The sequence below is a fragment of the Halomonas piscis genome (assembly GCF_031886125.1).
Taxonomy (GTDB): domain Bacteria; phylum Pseudomonadota; class Gammaproteobacteria; order Pseudomonadales; family Halomonadaceae; genus Vreelandella; species Vreelandella piscis.
The window spans coordinates 1,743,447-1,761,898 of record NZ_CP119391.1; the positions used below are offsets into that span (position 1 = coordinate 1,743,447).

At 63.6% G+C, this 18,452-nt stretch carries 16 protein-coding genes; 5 read left to right on the forward strand and 11 right to left on the reverse strand.

The window, feature by feature from the left end:
* Nucleotides 1-86: 86 nt before the first annotated feature.
* Nucleotides 87-2,831, forward strand: a complete 2,745-nt coding sequence (locus P1P91_RS08170; RefSeq protein ID WP_311881860.1) for a bifunctional acetate--CoA ligase family protein/GNAT family N-acetyltransferase — start codon at nucleotides 87-89, stop codon at nucleotides 2,829-2,831.
* A 21-nt stretch (nucleotides 2,832-2,852) separates the two neighbouring features.
* Here the strand turns inward: P1P91_RS08170 and pdxH are convergent, their stop codons facing one another.
* Genes pdxH through P1P91_RS08185 form a run of 3 tightly spaced genes read right to left on the reverse strand, consistent with a single transcriptional unit; the run spans nucleotide 2,853 to nucleotide 4,579 of the window.
* Nucleotides 2,853-3,497 carry a pyridoxamine 5'-phosphate oxidase gene (gene pdxH, locus P1P91_RS08175; protein WP_311881862.1) on the reverse strand — a complete coding sequence of 215 codons (645 nt, stop codon included), beginning with the start codon at nucleotides 3,495-3,497 and terminating at the stop codon, nucleotides 2,853-2,855.
* A 52-nt stretch (nucleotides 3,498-3,549) separates the two neighbouring features.
* On the reverse strand, nucleotides 3,550-3,900 hold the full coding sequence (locus P1P91_RS08180; protein WP_311881863.1) for a branched-chain amino acid transporter permease: 351 nt from the start codon (nucleotides 3,898-3,900) through the stop codon (nucleotides 3,550-3,552).
* Nucleotides 3,890-4,579 (reverse strand): AzlC family ABC transporter permease, encoded by a 690-nt coding sequence (locus P1P91_RS08185; RefSeq protein ID WP_311881865.1) that lies wholly within the window; start codon nucleotides 4,577-4,579, stop codon nucleotides 3,890-3,892. Before P1P91_RS08185 ends, P1P91_RS08180 begins: the two co-directional genes overlap by 11 nt.
* A 191-nt stretch (nucleotides 4,580-4,770) precedes the next feature.
* On the opposite strand from P1P91_RS08185, the gene P1P91_RS08190 reads away from it, so the two are divergent.
* Nucleotides 4,771-5,454 carry a cytochrome b/b6 domain-containing protein gene (locus P1P91_RS08190; protein WP_311881866.1) on the forward strand — a complete coding sequence of 228 codons (684 nt, stop codon included), beginning with the start codon at nucleotides 4,771-4,773 and terminating at the stop codon, nucleotides 5,452-5,454.
* A 90-nt stretch (nucleotides 5,455-5,544) separates the two neighbouring features.
* On the opposite strand, the gene P1P91_RS08195 is transcribed toward P1P91_RS08190, so the two are convergent.
* From P1P91_RS08195 to P1P91_RS08210, 4 genes are all read right to left on the reverse strand, one after another.
* Complete coding sequence (locus tag P1P91_RS08195; protein WP_311881867.1) at nucleotides 5,545-6,015, reverse strand: c-type cytochrome; 471 nt, start codon at nucleotides 6,013-6,015, stop codon at nucleotides 5,545-5,547.
* 245 nt (nucleotides 6,016-6,260) lie between these two features.
* Nucleotides 6,261-6,665, reverse strand: a complete 405-nt coding sequence (locus tag P1P91_RS08200) for a DUF2069 domain-containing protein (RefSeq protein WP_311881868.1) — start codon at nucleotides 6,663-6,665, stop codon at nucleotides 6,261-6,263.
* Nucleotides 6,665-7,285 (reverse strand): NAD(P)H:quinone oxidoreductase, encoded by a 621-nt coding sequence (gene wrbA / locus P1P91_RS08205; RefSeq protein ID WP_311881869.1) that lies wholly within the window; start codon nucleotides 7,283-7,285, stop codon nucleotides 6,665-6,667. Before wrbA ends, P1P91_RS08200 begins: the two co-directional genes overlap by 1 nt.
* Nucleotides 7,285-7,800 carry a gamma-glutamylcyclotransferase family protein gene (locus P1P91_RS08210; RefSeq protein ID WP_311881870.1) on the reverse strand — a complete coding sequence of 172 codons (516 nt, stop codon included), beginning with the start codon at nucleotides 7,798-7,800 and terminating at the stop codon, nucleotides 7,285-7,287. The genes wrbA and P1P91_RS08210 overlap by 1 nt, the downstream gene beginning before the upstream one ends.
* A gap of 87 nt (nucleotides 7,801-7,887) precedes the next feature.
* Here P1P91_RS08210 and smrA point away from each other — a divergent pair, with 87 nt between their 5' ends.
* Nucleotides 7,888-8,478: a DNA endonuclease SmrA gene (gene smrA / locus P1P91_RS08215; RefSeq protein WP_311881872.1), complete on the forward strand. Its 591-nt coding sequence runs from the start codon at nucleotides 7,888-7,890 to the stop codon at nucleotides 8,476-8,478.
* On the opposite strand, the gene P1P91_RS08220 is transcribed toward smrA, so the two are convergent.
* Both P1P91_RS08220 and metH read right to left on the reverse strand, forming a co-directional pair.
* A complete protein-coding gene (locus P1P91_RS08220; protein WP_311881873.1) occupies nucleotides 8,475-9,809 on the reverse strand; it encodes an MATE family efflux transporter in 1,335 nt (444 codons plus the stop codon). The two genes, smrA and P1P91_RS08220, sit on opposite strands and share 4 nt — an antisense overlap.
* A gap of 3 nt (nucleotides 9,810-9,812) precedes the next feature.
* Complete coding sequence (gene metH, locus P1P91_RS08225; protein ID WP_311881875.1) at nucleotides 9,813-13,511, reverse strand: methionine synthase; 3,699 nt, start codon at nucleotides 13,509-13,511, stop codon at nucleotides 9,813-9,815.
* A 239-nt stretch (nucleotides 13,512-13,750) separates the two neighbouring features.
* Here metH and nfuA point away from each other — a divergent pair, with 239 nt between their 5' ends.
* Complete coding sequence (gene nfuA / locus P1P91_RS08230) at nucleotides 13,751-14,395, forward strand: Fe-S biogenesis protein NfuA (RefSeq protein ID WP_311881877.1); 645 nt, start codon at nucleotides 13,751-13,753, stop codon at nucleotides 14,393-14,395.
* Between the two features lie 87 nt (nucleotides 14,396-14,482).
* Here nfuA and P1P91_RS08235 read toward each other — a convergent pair whose 3' ends face one another.
* Both P1P91_RS08235 and P1P91_RS08240 read right to left on the reverse strand, forming a co-directional pair.
* Nucleotides 14,483-15,580: an Nramp family divalent metal transporter gene (locus tag P1P91_RS08235; protein ID WP_311881879.1), complete on the reverse strand. Its 1,098-nt coding sequence runs from the start codon at nucleotides 15,578-15,580 to the stop codon at nucleotides 14,483-14,485.
* 445 nt (nucleotides 15,581-16,025) lie between these two features.
* Nucleotides 16,026-17,069 (reverse strand): DNA-binding protein, encoded by a 1,044-nt coding sequence (locus P1P91_RS08240; RefSeq protein WP_311881880.1) that lies wholly within the window; start codon nucleotides 17,067-17,069, stop codon nucleotides 16,026-16,028.
* Nucleotides 17,070-17,264: 195 nt separating this feature from the next.
* On the opposite strand from P1P91_RS08240, the gene P1P91_RS08245 reads away from it, so the two are divergent.
* Nucleotides 17,265-18,449, forward strand: coding sequence for a tyrosine-type recombinase/integrase (locus P1P91_RS08245; RefSeq protein WP_311881881.1), 1,185 nt, complete (start codon nucleotides 17,265-17,267; stop codon nucleotides 18,447-18,449).
* Nucleotides 18,450-18,452: the final 3 nt, after the last annotated feature.

Sequence of the window (18,452 nt, forward strand, 5' to 3'; positions counted from 1 at the left end):
TGGCTCGGGACAGCTTAAGCCTAAAGCCGGGATGTGTCATAGTGCCCATAGGTCGTAACGACACGATTCCCGGGGGGAGTACCCAAGTGAGCACCAAGTTTCTGCATCATTTTCTACAGCCGGCATCGCTTGCCGTTATCGGCGCTTCGGAAAAGTTTGAATCCCTGGGCGGCCTGGTGCTGCGCAACGTTCAGGAAGGCGGCTTTCGGGGCAGGCTCTGGGCGGTCAATCGGCGGGGCTACGACGAAGTGTTCGGTGTCCCCTGCGTGGCGCGGGTGCGCGATCTGCCGGCCATTCCGGATATGGCGGTTATCTGTACCGCCATCGAAGGGGTGCCGGCGCTGATCGACGAGCTGGGAGAGCTGGGCGTCAGGGCGGCGCTGGTGCTCTCCGGCGGTGCCCATCTGGATCGCGACACTCACCGTCACGGTTCGATCAAGGCGCGCATGCTCAGGGCCGCCCGGGCGTCGGGCATTCGCCTGCTGGGACCGGAATGCATGGGCGTTATCGTTCCCGGCAAAAAGCTGAACGCTTCCTACGCGAGCCAGCCGGTCAAGGCAGGGCGAGTCGCCTATCTGGGACAGTCGGGCATGCTGGCCAACGCCATGATCGACTGGGCGGCCGGGCGCGACGTGGGGTTTTCCCACGTGATTACCGTGGGCAACAGCGTCGACGTGCTGCTCCCCGACGTGCTGGACTACATCAACCAGTTTTCGCCGTCCCAGGCGATCCTGTTGCACCTTGAGCATATCCGCGATGCCCAGCACTTCATGACGGCGCTGCGGGATGCTTCGCGCAACCGTCTGGTAGTGGCCATCAAGAGCGGGCGCACCACGGCCTCGGAGCTGAATGAGCCGCTGGTCACGCCGGGCATCGCCCGGCGCGATACGATCTTCGACGCGGCTTTGTCCCGAGCCGGCGTGGTGCGGGTCGACGACTCCGACGAGCTGCTCGATGCGCTGGAGACGCTTTCGCGCATGCGCCCGCTGAAAGGCGATCGGCTGGCGGTGGTATCCAACGGCCTGGGGCCGGCCATGCTGGCAATCGACAAGCTGATCAGCGCCGGGGGCAAGCTGGCCGTTTTCAGCGACGACACCCGACAGGCGCTGGAACAGCAGGGCCTGGATATCAGTAAGCCCGGGGAAAACCCGGTGGACCTCAGCGGCAACGCCACGCCGTCGCGCCTGGTCGAAGCGCTTGCCATCGTCAGCGCCGACCCGGGGGTGGATGCCGTGCTTCTGGTGCACGCCGCAACCCGCCTGGCACCGTCCCGGGAAACGGCCGAAGCCCTGATTGACCAGCGCCCCAAGGTTCGGCGCAATCTGCTGACCAGCTGGATGGGCCTCAAGGAAGCCCAGGCCGCGCGTCTCGCCTGTAGCCAGGCCGGCATCCCTACCTATATTTCCCCGGAAAAGGCGGTCAAGGCCTTCATGCACATGGTGGACTACCAGCGCGTGCAGAAGCTGCTGCAGGAAACGCCGCCGAGCCTGCCGTTTACCACCAGCGCCACGATTCGCGCCCGCTGCCATGCGCTGATTCAGACGGCCCGGGACGAGGCTCGGCATACCCTGACCCACGGTGAAACGGCCCAGGTGCTGGAAGCCTACGGCATACCCACAGCACCCAGCCTGTATCTGCACACGGCACAAGAGGCGCAAGAAAAAGCCGACCGGATCAGCGGGCCCAAAGCGCTGAAGATCGTTCACGAGGGCAACTGCCGACCGTTTCGCTATCGCCGGCATCCGCACAAGATTTCCGCCGGGCTGCTGCAGGATCTGGAGACGCCGGAGCAGGTCGCCGACGGCATAACGCGCCTGGGCGACAAGGTGCGCGAGAAATTCCCCGACTACGCCATTCGCGAGTACTGTCTGCAGCCCATGCAGCGGGGCAAGCATTCTACCCAGGTGTGTGCCGGCATTACCCGGGATCCTGTCTTCGGCCCGCTGATTGTCTTCGGCATCGGCGGGTACAAGGTCAACGTGTTGGCCGACCGACAGGTGGCGCTGCCGCCGCTGAACATGAGCCTGGCCGCCGATATGGTGGGGCGCACCCATGTCGCCTCGCTGATACGCGAGCACTCGTCGCTGCCTTCGCGCGATATCCAGCGACTGTGCGAGCTGCTGGTCAAGCTTTCGCAGATGGCAACGGATCTGTTGGAGCTGCAGGGGCTCGAGCTTAACCCGCTGCTGCTCAACCGCGACGGCATGGTGGCGGTGGACTTTGCCATGGATCTGGGCAAGCCGGCGCGCTTTGCCATCATGCCGTACCCGGAAGAGCTCAGAGAGTGGACGACGCTGAAAAACGGCTGGCCGGTAGAAGTGCGCCCGGTTCGCGCCGAAGACGCGCCGCTGATCAGCGCCTTTCACCGCAAGCTCTCCGAGCAGAGCATCCGCTTTCGCTATTTCCACAACAAGGCGGATCTGTCCCAGCGGGACCTGTCGATCCTTTCCCACATCAACTACGATCGCCAGATGGCCTTCATCGCCGAACACCGGCCGGAGGCGGGAGAGCGCCAGATGCTGGGCGTGGTGCGCGTGTGGAACGACCCCGACAATCTGCGCACGGAGTTTTCCATCATCATTCGCGACGATCTCCAGGGGCTCGGCATCGGCAGCCTGCTGATGCACAAGATGATCAGCTACTGCCGCCACATCGGCATCATCGAGATGACCGGCACTATCATGATGAATAACCATCCCATGCGCGCGCTGATGAAGCACCTGGGGTTCCGGTGCCGCTATGACATGGAAGAGCAGGTGGTCGAGGCCACGCTGCGGCTCAACGAGCCGGAGAACGAGTGGCAGCGCCACCGGCTGGAAACCTCGAGCTGACCACAGCCGGTGGCCGTTTTTTCAGGGCGCCAGGCGAAACCGCTGCCAGCTTTCGCTATCGCGGCGCTCGTAGCGGATACGGTCATGCAGCCGGCTGGGCTGGCCCTGCCAAAACTCGATCATGTCGGGTACCACGCGGTAGCCGCCCCAGTGGATGGGCCGGGGGATTTCCTGATCGCTGTAGGCCCGCTCGAAACGCTGCTGACGCTCTTCGATCCAGTTGCGGTCGGGGATCACCACGCTCTGAGTGGCAATCCAGGTGCTCAGCTGGCTGCTACGCGGGCGGCCCTGGAAATAGGCGTCGGACTCGTCGCTGTCGACCTGCTCGACGCTGCCTTCAACGCGTACCTGGCGGGAAAGCGACGGCCACCAGAAGGTCAGCGCGGCGAAGGGCACGTTGCCAAGTTCGCTGCCCTTGTGGCTGTGATAGTTGGTATAGAAGACCATACCGTGAGCGTCGAAGCCCTTGAGCAGCACGATTCGTGCGTGGGGGCGCCCCTGATTGTCGGTAGTGGCCAGGGTCATGACGTTGCCTTCATGCCCTTCCTTTTCCAGCGCGAGGGTCAGCCATTCGTCGAACAGTGCCAACGGCTCGTCGGGCGTTTGCGACTCGTCGAGACGACCGCCTTCATAGTCACGCCTGATATCGGCTATGTCGCGTGTCATGGGTTTTCTCTCTTGAATGTAGGAGCCATGTTGGCTGCTATGGAAACAAAGCTCAACCCACCCAGCTAAGCTGGACCATGAGCATATAGCTAGCGGTACCCAGCACAATCGAAAGCAGGGCGTTGCGCCGCCACAGGTGTAGCCCCGCCACCAGCAGCGAAGCCAGGACCAGCGGCAGGCCGTCATCCCCCATGTTGAGCTGCCAGTCGCCTGCCAGCGGGGTAAAGTCGCGCAGCGCATAGATCACCAGGATCAGCATGACCGCCGGCGGCAGATAGCGCCCGAGGTGCAGAATCAAGGGGTGATCGGCCTGGCGAGACAGCGCCACGAAGGGCAGCAAGCGAGTGGCAAAGGTCGCCAGCGCGCAGACCACAATCAGTTGCCAAACCGGATCAAGAAGCATGATGACTCTCCCGGCGCCGATCATGACGGTAGTGCGCCAGCAGCAATAAACTGGCGCTGCCAATTGCGCCCAGCAGTAAATGCCGGTCCGGCAGCAGCAGTACGGCGCCAAGCCCGGTCACCAGCGCAATGAGAAAAGGCAGCGCCTGCTTGAGCCGCCGAGCCTGCTCAAGCGTCAGCACGATAAACAGGGCGGTCAGGGCAAACTCGATCCCCTGGCTATTGAACAGCTGCGCGCTACCCACGGCAACGCCGATCAGGGTGCCGGTAAACCACCAGAGATGATTGAGCAGGCTGATGCGGAACCCCAGCGCGTGGGTATAGGCCTGCTGACTGGTCAACAGCGAATAGGTCTCATCGGTCAGGGCGAAAATCATGTAGGGCTTGCGCCAGCCGGCACCCTGAAAACGCTTCAGCAGCGACAGACCGTAAAACACGTGGCGCGAGTTGAGCATCATGGTGGCCACGGCGACTTCGGTCAGCCCGGCCCCGGCGGCCAGCAGCGTGGTCGCGAGGAACTGGCCGGCGCCGGCATAGATGATGATCGACATCGCCGCTGCCGCGTACCAGGGAATGCCCACCTCGATTGCCACGATGCCGAACGCGGCTCCCAGCGGCAAATATCCGAACATGACCGGCAGCGTCTGCTTGCCGGCTTCGCGCCACGCTTGGCTGATCACGTTTCTGCCTCCCTGGTAGCCCTGTGTTGTCCGACCCGTGTTGACCTGGCCTGTTGCCAATAACCCTATGCTCAGCCCGATCGGCTGCGGCACCGAGCCACGGTTTTTCACCATGCGTTATTCTATGAGAAAGCCTGAATAAATGCGAAACTGCTATATCCATATAGGCGGGTATGAACGGGAGTGGAGCGATGCAGCGTATTCGTGTCTGGGACCTTTATGTGCGGTTTTTTCACTGGGCGCTGGTAATGTCGGTGCTGGTATCATTTTACACCATGAAAACCGCAGGCGAGCCGTTTCTGTTTCCCGCAGCGGTTCACGCCAAGGCCGGCTACGTGACGCTCGGGCTCCTAACCTTTCGCTGGCTGTGGGGTTTTTTCGGCAGCTTTTTTGCCCGCTTCACCACCTTTCTGCGCTCGCCGCGCATTTCGCTTGGCTACGCCTGGAGTCTGATAAAGCGACGCCCCAAACCCTACGCCGGGCATAACCCCATAGGCGGCTGGATGGTGCTTGTCATGCTGCTTTCGCTGACGTTCCAGGGTGTAAGCGGGCTGTTTTTGAGCGACGACATTTTCTTTGAGGCGCCGCTCTACGGCGCGCTGGGGGCCGACACCAGCAAAACGCTGCTTACCCTGCATCGCTATAACAGCACGCTGCTGCTGATCCTGATCGGCCTTCACATTGGTGCCGTTATCTTTCATCGGCTGCTGGGTGAAAAGCTGGTGGGCGCCATGTTTACCGGCAACAAGCGCTTGCCCGGCCCGCCCATGGACGCCGACCCGAGCTCATCCCGGCTGGCGGCACGCCCGCTGTGGCTGGGCCTGCTGGCCATTGCCTGTGCCCTGGGCGTCAGTCTCACCTGGTGGTTCTGGTAGCGTACGGATACAAAAACGGGAAGCCGTGGCTTCCCGTCCGGATACGCAGCCTGTCCTCAGGCAGCCGGATCTTTCCGGCCCTTGCCCGTTTTACTCGGCGCGGTAGTCGTCGTGGCAGTTCTTGCAGGTCTTGCCCACCTTGGACAGCTGGGCACGCGAGCTTTGAAAGTCCTTGTCCTTGGCAACCGTGGCGAGTTTCTGCGACTCGTCGATCAGATCCTGCTGCTTTTGCTCAAAATCATCCGGGTTATCGGCAATCTTTGCCAGCGCATCAGTATCCACGCCGTGGCCGCCGTCCTCATAGCTGCCGTCAACAAAGCCTTCCCAGGGCATGCTGGCGAGATTGGCGACGTTCTGTGCCCGACGCGCGAACTCGTCGCCGTCATACTCGATGTCGCCCTTGGCCATGTCGGCAATCGGGCCAAAATGCCAGCCCATGACCCCTAGCGCCGACTGGCGGTAATGAATGGCATCTTCGGGCTCAACGGCGCTGGCGGTGACGCTCGTGGCCAGCAGGGCGGCACAGACTGCGGCACTCAGGCCGGTTTTCATGATACGCATCAGGCATCTCCCTTGTCGTCATTACGGCATCGTCATAACGGCCGGACTGTCATTTTTACGCTAGCGTTTTACTCTAGCGTTGTGCCCAAGTGCTCCTGGCACATGGGGTTACGGCGGTAACACCCCATCATCTTAGCCTAATAAGCTTAGCACTTGAAGATCCGGCACTCCCCGGCCGCCGCGCTTCGCGCTTTGGGCAAGAGTTTTTGGGTCGCCCCAACTAGGGGATGGCTGACGAATCCAGCTCAGCCGCCGGGACGCTCGCGCAGCAGCCGGCTGCGAAAACGCGCGTAGCCCATGCAGCCGGCAAACAGCGCCAGCGCCACTCCGGCCTCGAGTACGCCGCGAAAGTGCTGCCCGGGTAGCGTGGCCACCATCACGCCCTGCATAAAATACAGCAGGCTGACAAACGCAAGCCAGGCGTGCCCGCGAGGGCGCCTGCCGAGAATCGAAGGCAAAAACAGCACCAGCGGCAGGACAAAGGCGACGATCGGGCGCCAGTTGAAGCCGGCGTCGCCCTGAATCATCAGACCGCGATACACCATCAGCATCAGCAGCAGGGCAAAGCTTGCCACGACGAGATGACGTGAATGACGGGTGAGGGTAGCCAGGCCCCGCCGGCGTTCCAGCTCTTCCAGCCACTGACGCATCACTCGGCCTCCCGCATGGCATGCAGCGCCAGGCCCAGGCGGGCCATGCGCTTGCCCTGAGCCACACAGAGCTCGCGTTCGTGATCGTCCACCGGGCGATCGCTGCGCGGGCCGGCCACGTGGCTGGGCCCGTAGGGCGTGCCGCCGCCCCGGGTTTCCAAAAGCGCCGTTTCGCTGTAGGGGATACCCGCATAGACCATGCCGTGGTGCAAGAGCGGCAGCAGCATGGAGATCAGCGTGGTTTCCTGGCCGCCGTGAAGACTGGCGGTTGAGGTGAAGGCGCAGGCCGGTTTGTCGACCATGGCGCCGTTAAGCCAGAGCCCGCTGGTGGTGTCGAGAAAATACTTGACCGGGGAGGCCATGTTGCCAAAGCGGGTGGGGCTGCCCAGCGCCAGACCGCTGGCATGGCGCAGATCATCGTGGTCGACGTAAACCGCGCCTTCTTCGGGGATTTCCGGCGCCACTGCCTCGGACACCGGCGACACCGGCGGCGCCGTTCGCAGGCGCGCCTCGATGCCGGGCACGCTTTCGATTCCCTTGGCGATCTGGCGCGCCATGGTGGCTGTCGCTCCGGAGCGGGAATAGTACAACACAAGAATATACGGCAGTTCGGCACTCATTAACGGGCTCCCTGGTGAGCGTCAGTGGCGGTGTGCGTAAGGGATGAGGTATCGGCGTCCATGGTATCAGAGCCGGGGCAGCCGATGGGCGTTTGCCCGGGGGCAGTGGCGTCGAGCCGCCGGTAAACCCAGGCCCGGGTCTTGTCGGCTAGCGTGACCGCAAGACGCGTGTAGCGCCTGCCCAGCCGCTCGTAGCGGTCCAGGCGGGAGAGTTCGGCAGCGGAGACACTGAATACCTTCCCCGGGACGCGCCCGCCCGGGGCCGGCGCAATGTTCAGCCCGCAGCGTCGGTAGCCGACCAGGGTGGCGTCATCGGTGTTGCCGGCGGAGCCCATGATCAGGTAGCGCACCGGGGCGTAGCGCAGGGTGCCGTAGACAAAGACCTGATGCGACCCTGGCGCTACCGGCGCAAGGTGGGCCGGACGCTCATAGCCCCAGGGGCTCAGCCAGACAAACCACCACCAGGTGGCCGCGGCCAGCAGCAGAATGCCGGCAAGCCCGAGGCCGGTTTTCACCGCCCGCTTAAGCCGCTGTGAAGGTTTTGATAAGCTTGGCCGGGGTAAGCTGAATAACGTCATGTGTCGTCAGCCGGAGGGATTAACATGAACCAGTCACAGCGTGACCAGACGAAGTTTGCGGCGTTGGTTGGCGACGTAGCCCCGCTCAAGCGCGATAATCGCGCCGATCCGGGTAAAGTTCCGCCGGTCTCGGCCGATGCCGGGCAGGCTCGCCGCGCCGCCGCCGAAGAACATATCGGCGAGCGTAATTTTCTCTCGGACGATTTTGTCGACCTGCTGCCGCCCGCCGACCCCATGGCGTTTCGCCGCGACGGTATCCAGCGGGGCGTGGCCGACAAACTCAAGCACGGCGGCTACCCGGTGCAGGCCCAGCTGCATCTGCTGCGCCTGCCGCTGGGCGAGTGCCGGCAGCGGCTCTTTGCCTTCATGGAAGACGCCTGTCGCAACGATCTGCGCTCGGTGCTGATTGTGCACGGCCGCGGGCGCGAAATCGACAGCCCGGCCAACGTGTTGCGCTCGTATTTGGCCAAGTGGCTGACCCAGTTTGACCAGGTACAGGCCTACGTCTCGGCCCAGCAGGCCAGCGGCGGGTTGGGAGCGACCTGGGTCATGCTGCGTAAAAGCCAGCGCGCCAAGGCCAATAACCGCGAGCGCCAGCAAAAACGCCGCGGCTAGGCAGGCTCAGCCTCCGGTATCGCCCAGCGGCGGCGCTGCCATATCCACAGAAACCCCAGCGAGTTGAGCACCCGATAACCCAGCTGGGCCAGCCAGATCCCCAAAAGCCCGTAGCCGCCGGCAACGCCGACCCCCCAGGCCGCGGGCAAAAATACCAGCCACTGCATGGAAAGCGTCAGCGTCATCACCGTGCGCTGGGCGCCGGCGCCCATCAGCGCTTGGGCCAGCACCAGGGCGGCGGCGTCCAGCACGATCATCGCTCCGGTCAGGCGAAGCGGCAGCGCCCCCAGCTCGATCAGCGCGGCGTCGTGCAAAAACAGCCCGAGTATCGGCCGGGGAAAGGCCAGCATGGGCAGCGCCAGCGTCGCGAGCAACAGCCAGGCAAGCCCGAGGGCATCGAGCCCCCAGCGGTGAGCATCGCCGCGGGCATCGCGGCCCAGGGCGTCGCCTACCAGGCTCATGGCGGCCACGCCCACGCCGACGCCGGGCAGCACCAGCAGCAGGGAAAGGTTGATCAGTATATGCCCCACGGCCACGCTCTGGGTGCCGACCCGGCCCAGCATCCAGAACAGCACGGCGTAGCCGGCGGCAAAGCACAGCTGCTGCAGCGAGTGCGGCCAGACCAGCGCCGCCAGGCGCAAAAAGCGACCTGGCGTCGGCAGGCAGGCGAGGAATCCGTGCGCCCGCGCGCCCCTGAAACTCACGCCCAGCCACAGACAAAGCCCCAGACACAGCGACAGCGCCGTACCCGCTCCGGCGCCTTCGGCGCCCATGGCCGGCAGGCCAGCCAGGCCAAAGATCAGCCCCAGACTTGCCAGTACGTTGAAGGCGTGAACGCAAAGAATAATGCGCAGGTACATGCCGGTTTGCTGGCGGCCGTTCCAGTAGCCGCGCAGGCACAGGGTCATGGCTACCGCCAGCAGCGCCGCGACGCGCCAGCGAAAGTAGCTCACGCCCGCTGCCTGCACCTCGGGCGCCGGTGTCATCAATCCGATCAGCGCAGGCGCCAGCCACCAGGCCGCAAGGCTTAGCGGCGCGGCCATGAGTATCGCCAGCAGCAGCCCGCCGTTCAGCGGCCCGGCCGGGGCGGCGGCGTCTTCGCCCAGCCGCCGGGCGGTTTGCGACTGCACCGCCGAAGAAAGCCCGAAGACCAGGGCCGTCATCATGAACATGGCATAGCCGCCGACGCCGACGCCGGCCAGCGCCACCTCGCCGAGCGATCCCACCATGGCCGCGTCGATCAGGTTGAGCACGCTCTGGGAGAGCATGCCCAGCATGACCGGAAGCGCCAGGCGCATGACCCGGCGCCGGCGCGGGGGCAGCAGCGTCACCGCTTATTCCGGGTTGTAGGAGAGCACTGGCGCCAGCCAGCGTTCCATCTCGTCCAGCGGGCGCTCCTTGCGCTCGGCCAGCGCCGCCACCTGATCCCGGGTGATCTTGCCGGTGGCAAAATACTTCGACTGCGGGTGGGAGAAGTACCATCCGGCCACGGCCGCCGCCGGCCACATGGCAAAGTTCTCGGTCAGCGCCAGGCCGGTGTGCTCGGTGGCATCCAACAGCTCGAACAGCTTGGTTTTCTCGGTGTGATCCGGGCAGGCCGGGTAGCCCGGCGCCGGGCGAATGCCCTGATACTTCTCCGCGATCAGCGCGGTGTTATCCAGGGTTTCTTCCGGCACATAGCCCCAGTATTCCTTGCGCACCCGCTCGTGAAGCAGCTCGGCAAAGGCTTCGGCCATGCGGTCGGTGAGCGCCTGCACCATGATGGCGTTATAGTCGTCGCCGGCGTCCTTGTAGGCTTGGCCGAGCTCCTCGACGCCGTGGCCGGTGGTCACGGCAAAGCCGCCGATCCAGTCGGGCCTGCCGGTGTCTTTCGGAGCGACGAAGTCGGCCAGGCTGTAGCACAGGCCGTCGCGGCCCTTGGTGGTTTGCTGGCGGATATGGAAAAGCCGCTCGACCACTTCGCTGCGGGAGTCGTCGCGGTAGACTTCGATCTCGTCGTCATCCACGCTGTTGGCCGGCCACAGGCCGATAACGCCGCGTGCCCGAATGCGCTTTTCGTCGACCATTTTCTTGAGCATGGCCCGGGCATCGGCATAGAGGCTGCGTGCCGCCTCGCCGACGACCTCGTCGTCCAGAATCTTCGGGTACTTGCCGGTGAGCTGCCAGCTCATGAAAAACGGCGTCCAGTCGATGTAGTCGACGATCGCCTCCAGGTCGTAGTCGTCGAAGGCAATCACGCCCTGCCTGTTGGGCGCCGGCGGGGTATAGGCGTCCCAATCGGTGCGAAAGCGCCGTTTGCGCGCCTGCTCGTAGGTCAGATCGGCAGCCTTGGGACGGCGTTTGGCGTTGCGCTCGCGAACCTTGTCGTAGTCGGCGCTGATTTCGGCCACGTAGGCTTCTTTCAGGTTGTCGGCCAGCAGGCGGCTGGCCACGCCCACCGCCCGGGAGGCGTCGGTGACGTAAATCACCGGGTTTTGATACTGGGGGTCGACCTTTACCGCGGTGTGCGCCTTGGACGTGGTGGCGCCGCCGATCAGCAGCGGCAGGTCGAACCCTCGGCGCTGCATTTCCTTGGCGACGCTGACCATTTCGTCGAGCGACGGCGTAATCAGACCGGAAAGCCCGATCATGTCGGCGTTCTCGTCGATGGCGGTTTGCAGAATCTTCTCCGCCGGCACCATGACGCCAAGGTCAATCACTTCGTAGTTGTTGCACTGCAGCACCACGCCGACGATGTTCTTGCCGATATCGTGCACGTCGCCTTTCACCGTGGCCATGACGATCTTGCCCTTGGACTGGGTGTTCTCGTCCTTTTCCGCCTCGATGTAGGGCAGCAGATGGCCCACGGCCTGCTTCATCACCCGGGCGGACTTGACCACCTGGGGCAGAAACATCTTGCCCGCGCCGAACAGATCGCCGACCACGTTCATGCCGTCCATCAGCGGACCTTCGATGACCTCGATGGGGCGGTCAAACTGCTGGCGGGCCTCTTCGGTATCGTCGACGATATGGCTGGTAATGCCCTTGACCAGGGCATGCTCCATGCGCTTGGCGACGTCGTACTCGCGCCATTCGAGGTCTTCCTTTTGGGAGCTGCCGCTGGCCGCCGCGCTCTTGTAGCTTTCGGCCAGATCCAGCAGCCGTTCGGTGGCGTCCTCCCGGCGGTTGAGCACCACGTCTTCCACGGCGTCGCGCAGCTCGGCATCCAGGTCGTCGTAGACGCCGAGCTGGCCGGCGTTGACGATGCCCATGGTCAGGCCCGCACGTACCGCATGATAGAGAAAGACCGAGTGGATGGCCTCGCGCACGGCGTTGTTGCCGCGAAACGAGAACGAGACGTTGGACACCCCGCCCGAGACCATGGCGTGGGGCAGGTTGTCGCGAATCCATTCCGTGGCCTGGATGAAGTCCACGCCGTAGTTGTTGTGCTCCTCGATGCCGGTGGCGATGGCGAAGATGTTGGGGTCGAAGATGATGTCTTCGGCGGGAAAGCCGATGTCGTCGACCAGCAGGCGATAGGCCCGGGCGCAGATCTCGGTCTTGCGGGCAAAGGTATCGGCCTGGCCGTCTTCGTCGAAGGCCATGATCACCACCGCCGCGCCGAAACGCTGACACTTGACCGCCTGCTCGCGAAATGCCGCTTCGCCTTCCTTGAGCGAGATGGAGTTGACGATGGCCTTGCCCTGAATGCACTGAAGTCCTGCCTCGATGATCTCCCACTTGGACGAGTCGATCATGATCGGCACCCGGGCAATGTCGGGCTCGCCGGCGATCAGGTTGAGAAAGCGCACCATGGCGTCCCGGGATTCCAGCATCCCTTCGTCCATATTGATGTCGATGACCTGGGCGCCGTTTTCCACCTGCTCGAGGGCCACCTCCAGAGCGGTCGTGTAGTCCTCGTCCTTGATCAGCCGCTTGAACCGCGCCGAGCCGGTGACGTTGGTGCGCTCGCCGACGTTGACGAACAGCAAGTCGGCGTCGATGTTGAACGGCTCGAGCCCGGAGAGCCGGCAGGCGGGCGGGCGCCCGGGCACCTTGCGCGGGGGCATCTCGGCCACGGCGTCGGCGATCATGCGAATATGCTCGGGGGCCGAGCCGCAGCAGCCGCCGATGATGTTGACCAGCCCGCTTTCGGCGAACTCGGCGACGATGGACGACATCTCTTCCGCCGACTGGTCGTATTCGCCGAACTCGTTGGGCAGCCCGGCGTTGGGATGGGCGGAGACAAAGGTATCGGCCTTGTCGGCAAGCTCGGCCAGGTAGGGGCGCAGCTCGCTGGCTCCCAGCGCGCAGTTGAGGCCGACGGAAAACGGCTTGGCGTGGCGTACGGAGTTCCAGAATGCCTCGGTGGTCTGGCCGGAAAGCGTGCGCCCGGAGGCGTCGGTAATGGTGCCGGAAATCATCACCGGCGTGCGCTCGCCGCGCGCCTCGAACAGCTCTTCCAGAGCGTAGATGGCCGCCTTGGCGTTGAGCGTGTCGAAAATGGTTTCGATCAGAATCAGGTCGGCGCCGCCGTCTACCAGCGCCGTGGCGGCTTCCAGGTAGTTTTCCCTGAGCGCATCGAAGGTGACGTTGCGCCTGGACGGATCGTTGACGTCCGGGGACAGCGACGCGGTGCGCGAGGTGGGGCCCAGCACCCCGGCCACGTAGCGCGGCGTGCCGGTCTCCGCGGCCACGGCGTCGCACACTTCCCGCGCCAGGCGGGCCGCCTCGAAGTTGATCTCGGCGACCAGCGCCTCCATGCCGTAATCCGACTGGGACAGCCGGGTGCTGTTGAAGGTGTTGGTTTCGATGATGTCGGCGCCGGCCTCAAGGTAGTCGCGATGAATGCGCGTCACCACGTCCGGGCAGGTCAGTACCAAAAGGTCGTTGTTGCCCCTGAGGTCGCTCGGCCAGTCGCGAAAGCGTTCGCCCCGGAACTCTGTCTCGCTCAGCTGCGCGTTTTGCAGCATGGTGCCCATGCCGCCGTCAAGAATCATAATGCGTTGGGAAAGGTGCTCTTCAAGAGTCGCGGTCAAAGCACTAGCAGCCATAGCGAGGGGGAGCCTCCAGCGTCACCGTCAGGAAAAATTAAGTTGTCTTGTTGCGCCATCGGCAGGTGAGCGGGCACGACGGGCGGGCGCGTATCATACCAAAGTCACCGCTTGCGCGCAGCGAGGCGCCAAAGCCGAGTAAAACACTCAGGATTGTATCGACGCTCGGTTTTGCTTACCATTGGGGCGTATATTGTTCGCCGTGCGCAGCCCGGCTGCCACCGTAGGAGACAAGTTCCATGACCACGACCGCTGAAGTACAAGATTCGCAAACTCGGCAGGACGTCGCTGAAGAAACCAGGCAGGGCATCGAGATTACGCCGAGCGCCCAGGATTATCTCGCCGAGCTTTTGGAAAAGCAGAATGTCGAAGGCATTGCCGTGCGTATCTTCATTACCCAGCCCGGCACGCCCTACGCCGAAACCTGTTTGGCCTACTGCCGCCCGGGCGAGGAAGAACCTGACGACGTGGCGCTCGATCTGGAAAAGCTCCGCGTGTTTCTGGAAAAGAACAGCGTCAACTTTCTGGAAGAGGCGGTGGTCGACTTCAACGCCGATCGCATGGGCGGCCAGCTGACCATCAAGGCGCCCAACGCCAAGATGCCCAAGGTCAACGCCGACAGCCCCCTGGAAGACCGCGTCAACTACGTGCTCTACAGCGAGATCAATCCGGGGCTTGCCGCCCACGGCGGCGAGGTTCGGCTGGTTGAGCTGACCGACGACAACGTGGCCGTGCTTTCCTTTGGCGGCGGCTGCCAGGGCTGCGCGGCCGTGGACATCACGCTCAAGCACGGCGTCGAGCGCACGCTGCTCGAGCGCATTCCCGAAATGGGCGGTATCCGCGACGTCACCGACCACTCCGATACCACCAACGCTTACTACTAGAACATCTTCGCCGCTTACCCAAGATGGCCCTGATAGCTTGCTGTCAGGGCCATTTTATTGTTTGCACCTGCGATGTGCCTGCCACTTTTACCCGCTCGTCAAGGTTTGATAAATCAGGAATACGTTCAGCGCGATAATCACCAGAGCGATCAGCCAGGCGAGTCGAGTGGTCCATCGGTGGTTCACCAACGTGCCCATCAGCTCCCGGCTGGAGCAGAAGATGATCAGCGGGATCAGCGCGAACGGAATACCAAACGAGAGAACCACTTGGCTAAGTACCAGGGAAGTGCTGGGATCAAGCCCGAACCCAAGTACGGCCAGCGCCGGCAGCATGGTGATCAAGCGGCGCAGATAGAGGGGGATTCGGCGATTGATGTAGCCCTGCATCACAACTTGCCCGCTCATGGTGCCCACCGAGGAGCTGGAAAAGCCGCTGGCCAGCAGGCCGACGCCGAACAGCAAAGAGGCAAGAGGGCCAATCTGATCGCCCAGGCGGGAAAAAGCGCCTTCGATGGAAGAGACGATATCACCGCTGCCAAAGAAGAGCCCGGCCGACATGACCAGCATCGCGCCGTTGATAATGCCGGCAATGGCCATGGCAATGAGAATATCGGCCATCTCGAAGCGAAAAATTCGGCGGCGCTCGTTCTCGTTGCGGCCCGTTACTCGGTGCTGGGTCAGCGACGAGTGCAGATAGATCACGTGGGGCATCACCGTGGCGCCCAGGATGCCGGCGGCCAGCAGTACGCTGTCAGCGCCGGCAAAGCGCGGCACCGTCAGCCCGTAAAGCAGGGCGCTGCCGTCCGGACGGGCCATGACGACTTCATAGCCGAACGAGACTACGACAATGCCGACCAGGCAGGCAATGCCGGCTTCCAGCCAGCGATAGCCGCGGCGCTGCAGCTCCAGCAGGGCAAAGGAAAACACGCCGGTAATCAGCGCGGCCGGAAAAAGGGGAATACCGAAGAGCAGGTTCAGGCCCAAGGCGCCGCCGATAAACTCTGCCAGATCGGTGGCGATGGCGATGAACTCCGCCTGGATCCAGAGACCAAAGGTCGTCGGCCGAGAGAAGCGTTCGCGGCAGATTTCCGGCAGATTACGTCCGGTGGCAATCCCCAGCTTCGCCGACATCGCCTGGACCACAATGGCCATGAGGTTGGACAGCAGAACAACCCACAGCAGCATATAACCGTGGGTGGAGCTGCGGCAATGTTGGTGGCAAAGTTGCCCGGATCGATATAGGCGACGGCGGCGATAAACGCCGGCCCAAGAAACGGCCAGAGCCCTTTGAGGCCGCGCGCATGGCCATCGAGAGAGGCGCGAGCTCCGGGAACAGCCGCGTTTTCGCCGGCTGCCGGGGCATCGGCTGACGCTTGCTGCACCTTCATTATCCCTGCGTCCCCGAAGCTTTTGCTCTGACACTGCGGAGTCGATCGAATAGCCGCTGCGCTGCCTGTGTCACTCGCCTGCTCCCTTAGCTTGAAACGTTCGATATTGCCGGCAGCGAGAAGCTGCCAGGCCTCGAGCCGGCTTTTGCCCGATAGTTGACTATATGGCAATGAGTTAAGCCGAGGCTCAAATTTAAAACCTGGTGAAAACTGCCGTCAATATGTTCGCCACGATCCAGCGCTCAGGACGAGGCGCCGGGGTCTCTAGGCGGCTGTGCGGGCAGAGTGGCCACCTGCTTTTGTAGCGCCTCCAGGCGCTGGCCGAGCGACGCCTGCCAATCGCATTCGCGCCGGTAACGCTCGCGCTCCTGCTCGAGTTCGCGCTCAGCGCGGCTCAGCCTTTCCTGCAGGCGATCCATTTCGCTACCCGCCTCTTCTACCGCTTTTTTCTGCTCCAGCAGCCTGTCTTCCAGCTGCCCGTGGCGCTTTTGCCACTGGCTTTCGGCATCCCGGGCTGCCTTTAGCTCCTGTCTTACCCGCTGGTTTTCCCCGGCAGACTTTTCCAGGCGCGCCTCAAGCTGGCGCACGCGCTTTTGATGCGCCTTGTCGTCGTCGGCACGCTCCTGGCGCAGCCCATCCAGCAGGGCAAGCAGCTTGCCTTCGGTCGTCTCGTTGCGCTGCTGTTCTTCGGCTAGCTGGCGGTCGAACGCTGCTCGCTGCTGCCCGACGTTGTCGCTATGGGCTCGGGCCTGCTGTTCCAGCCTGGCATCCCGTTCGGCGACTTCTTCTTTCAGCGCCCGGCGCGCCTGCTCTGCGCTGTCGCTGCGTGACTGCAGCTGCTCCTGCTGCGTGCGACTTTCGGCCAGCTGGGCTCCCAGCCCTTCGATGTGCGCTTCCCGGTGGCGCAGATGCTCGGCCAAGGCGCTTTCTCGCTGAGCCGCGTTGTCGGCTTCCTGCCGCGCTTTCCGTGCCTCCTGCCTGGCCGTCTCCACCTCGCGGTTGGCTTCCTCGCGATAGTGGGCGAGGCCCTCGTTGGCGACGTCCTGGGCCTGGCGCCACATATCCGTTGCCAGCGACACGATGGCCTCGGGTAGCTCCCGCGGTGGAGGCACATCGCGATTTTTTTCACGCTCGTCGCGCCAGCAGCGAAAGTGCTCGCTGATGGTGGTAAAGCTGCCGGTGCCGAGCACCTCGCGGATGCGCTGCACGCTGGGGCTGTCGCCCCGAGCGATCAGCTCATCGATCGCTCGTCGCACGTCAGCGTACTGAATACCGGTGCGTGCCATGCCTGTGCTCCTTGTGTGTTGACCCGGAGCATTGTCGGGCCGGGGGTGGCAAAAAGCAATATTACATAATGCGTATTACGTAATATTATTTACATTAAAAGGCATAAATTCAAGATTACCCGCCTTATCTTGAATTTTTATCCGCGCAGCGCCAGACTGAGCGCAGACTAGCTGCCACCGGAGCCCATAGCTGCCATGACAGACCCGCTTGCAAAGCTCGATAAAGCGCTCTCGAGCGGCTGCGCAGAAGCGCACCTCGTACTGCCGGCGCGCGAAGGCAGGAGTGGCGCGCTTATCCGCGCGTCGAACGACGCAGAAGCGGTAGCCCAGTGGCTGGCGGAATACCGGGACACGCCCCAAACCTGGCGGGCCTACCGCCGGGAAGCCCGGCGCCTGCTTTTGTGGCTTGACAAGCAGGGGGCAGGCCTTGGCGACGTTGACCGCGAAACGCTGCGCCGCTTCGAGGCGTTTCTGGCCGACCCGCCGGCCAGCTGGACAGGGCCCGCGCGGCCGGAAGGGCATCCTGGATGGCGACCGTTTCGCGGCGCGCTGTCGCCCGCCAGCCGCCGCCAGGCGCTGGTGATATTGCAGGGGCTTTACGGCTGGCTGGTGGAAGCCGGCTGGGTGACACACAACCCTTTCCGGCTGATGCGCGATAAATCGCGCCGGTTGAACAATCAGGCAGGGCGCATCGAGCGTTATCTGGAGCGCAACCTGTGGGACTGGTTCTGGCGGTGGTTAAACCGGCCGCCGGCGGCGGATGCCACGCCCCGGCAGCGCTACGAACAGGCGCGTCGGTGCGTTGTGTTTGGCTTTGCCTATCTATTAGCCCCTCGCATTGCCGAAATGGCGGCCGCGGGCATGAACGATTTCTTCCTCCTGGAAGGACGTATCTGGTGGCGAGTAACAGGGAAGGGCGGCAAGCTGGCCGAAGTACCGGTGCCGGACGACTTTCTTGCCTGCCTCAAACAGTGGCGAGGCGCGCTGGGGCTTTCTGCGCTGCCGACCCATGACGAGGACACCCCGCTGATTCGCGCGCTGGACGGCAGGCGGGCCGTTGGTGATAACCAGCTGTACCGGCTGATACGCCGGACGTTCGACCGCGCGGCCGAGGCGCTAAAGGGCGAGGGCGGTTCGGCCGCAGCGGTCAACACCCTGCGCCGGGCCACGCCGCACTGGCTGCGCCATACGTCCATCACCCATCAGGCCCAGGCGGGCATCGATCTTCACTATCTTGCCGAAAGTGCCCGCCACTCAAGGCTCGACACCACCTCGCGCTACCTGCACACCGAAGAGGCACGCTGGCACGCCGAGCAGCAGCGCCACCGTCTGACGCCGCCAACGGACGAAGACGCGCCCCGCGTTTCACCGGGGCGCTAACGC

Coding starts and splice junctions, on each gene's coding strand:
- pdxH (WP_311881862.1), bottom strand. CDS start 3,497: ATGACACGCGACATAGCCGATATCAGGCGTGACTATGAAGGCGGTCGT.
- P1P91_RS08180 (WP_311881863.1), bottom strand. CDS start 3,900: ATGCTTCTTGATCCGGTTTGGCAACTGATTGTGGTCTGCGCGCTGGCG.
- P1P91_RS08190 (WP_311881866.1), top strand. CDS start 4,771: ATGCAGCGTATTCGTGTCTGGGACCTTTATGTGCGGTTTTTTCACTGG.
- P1P91_RS08195 (WP_311881867.1), bottom strand. CDS start 6,015: ATGCGTATCATGAAAACCGGCCTGAGTGCCGCAGTCTGTGCCGCCCTG.
- P1P91_RS08200 (WP_311881868.1), bottom strand. CDS start 6,665: ATGCGTCAGTGGCTGGAAGAGCTGGAACGCCGGCGGGGCCTGGCTACC.
- wrbA (WP_311881869.1), bottom strand. CDS start 7,285: ATGAGTGCCGAACTGCCGTATATTCTTGTGTTGTACTATTCCCGCTCC.
- smrA (WP_311881872.1), top strand. CDS start 7,888: ATGAACCAGTCACAGCGTGACCAGACGAAGTTTGCGGCGTTGGTTGGC.
- metH (WP_311881875.1), bottom strand. CDS start 13,511: ATGGCTGCTAGTGCTTTGACCGCGACTCTTGAAGAGCACCTTTCCCAA.
- nfuA (WP_311881877.1), top strand. CDS start 13,751: ATGACCACGACCGCTGAAGTACAAGATTCGCAAACTCGGCAGGACGTC.
- P1P91_RS08235 (WP_311881879.1), bottom strand. CDS start 15,580: ATGCTGCTGTGGGTTGTTCTGCTGTCCAACCTCATGGCCATTGTGGTC.
- P1P91_RS08240 (WP_311881880.1), bottom strand. CDS start 17,069: ATGGCACGCACCGGTATTCAGTACGCTGACGTGCGACGAGCGATCGAT.
- P1P91_RS08245 (WP_311881881.1), top strand. CDS start 17,265: ATGACAGACCCGCTTGCAAAGCTCGATAAAGCGCTCTCGAGCGGCTGC.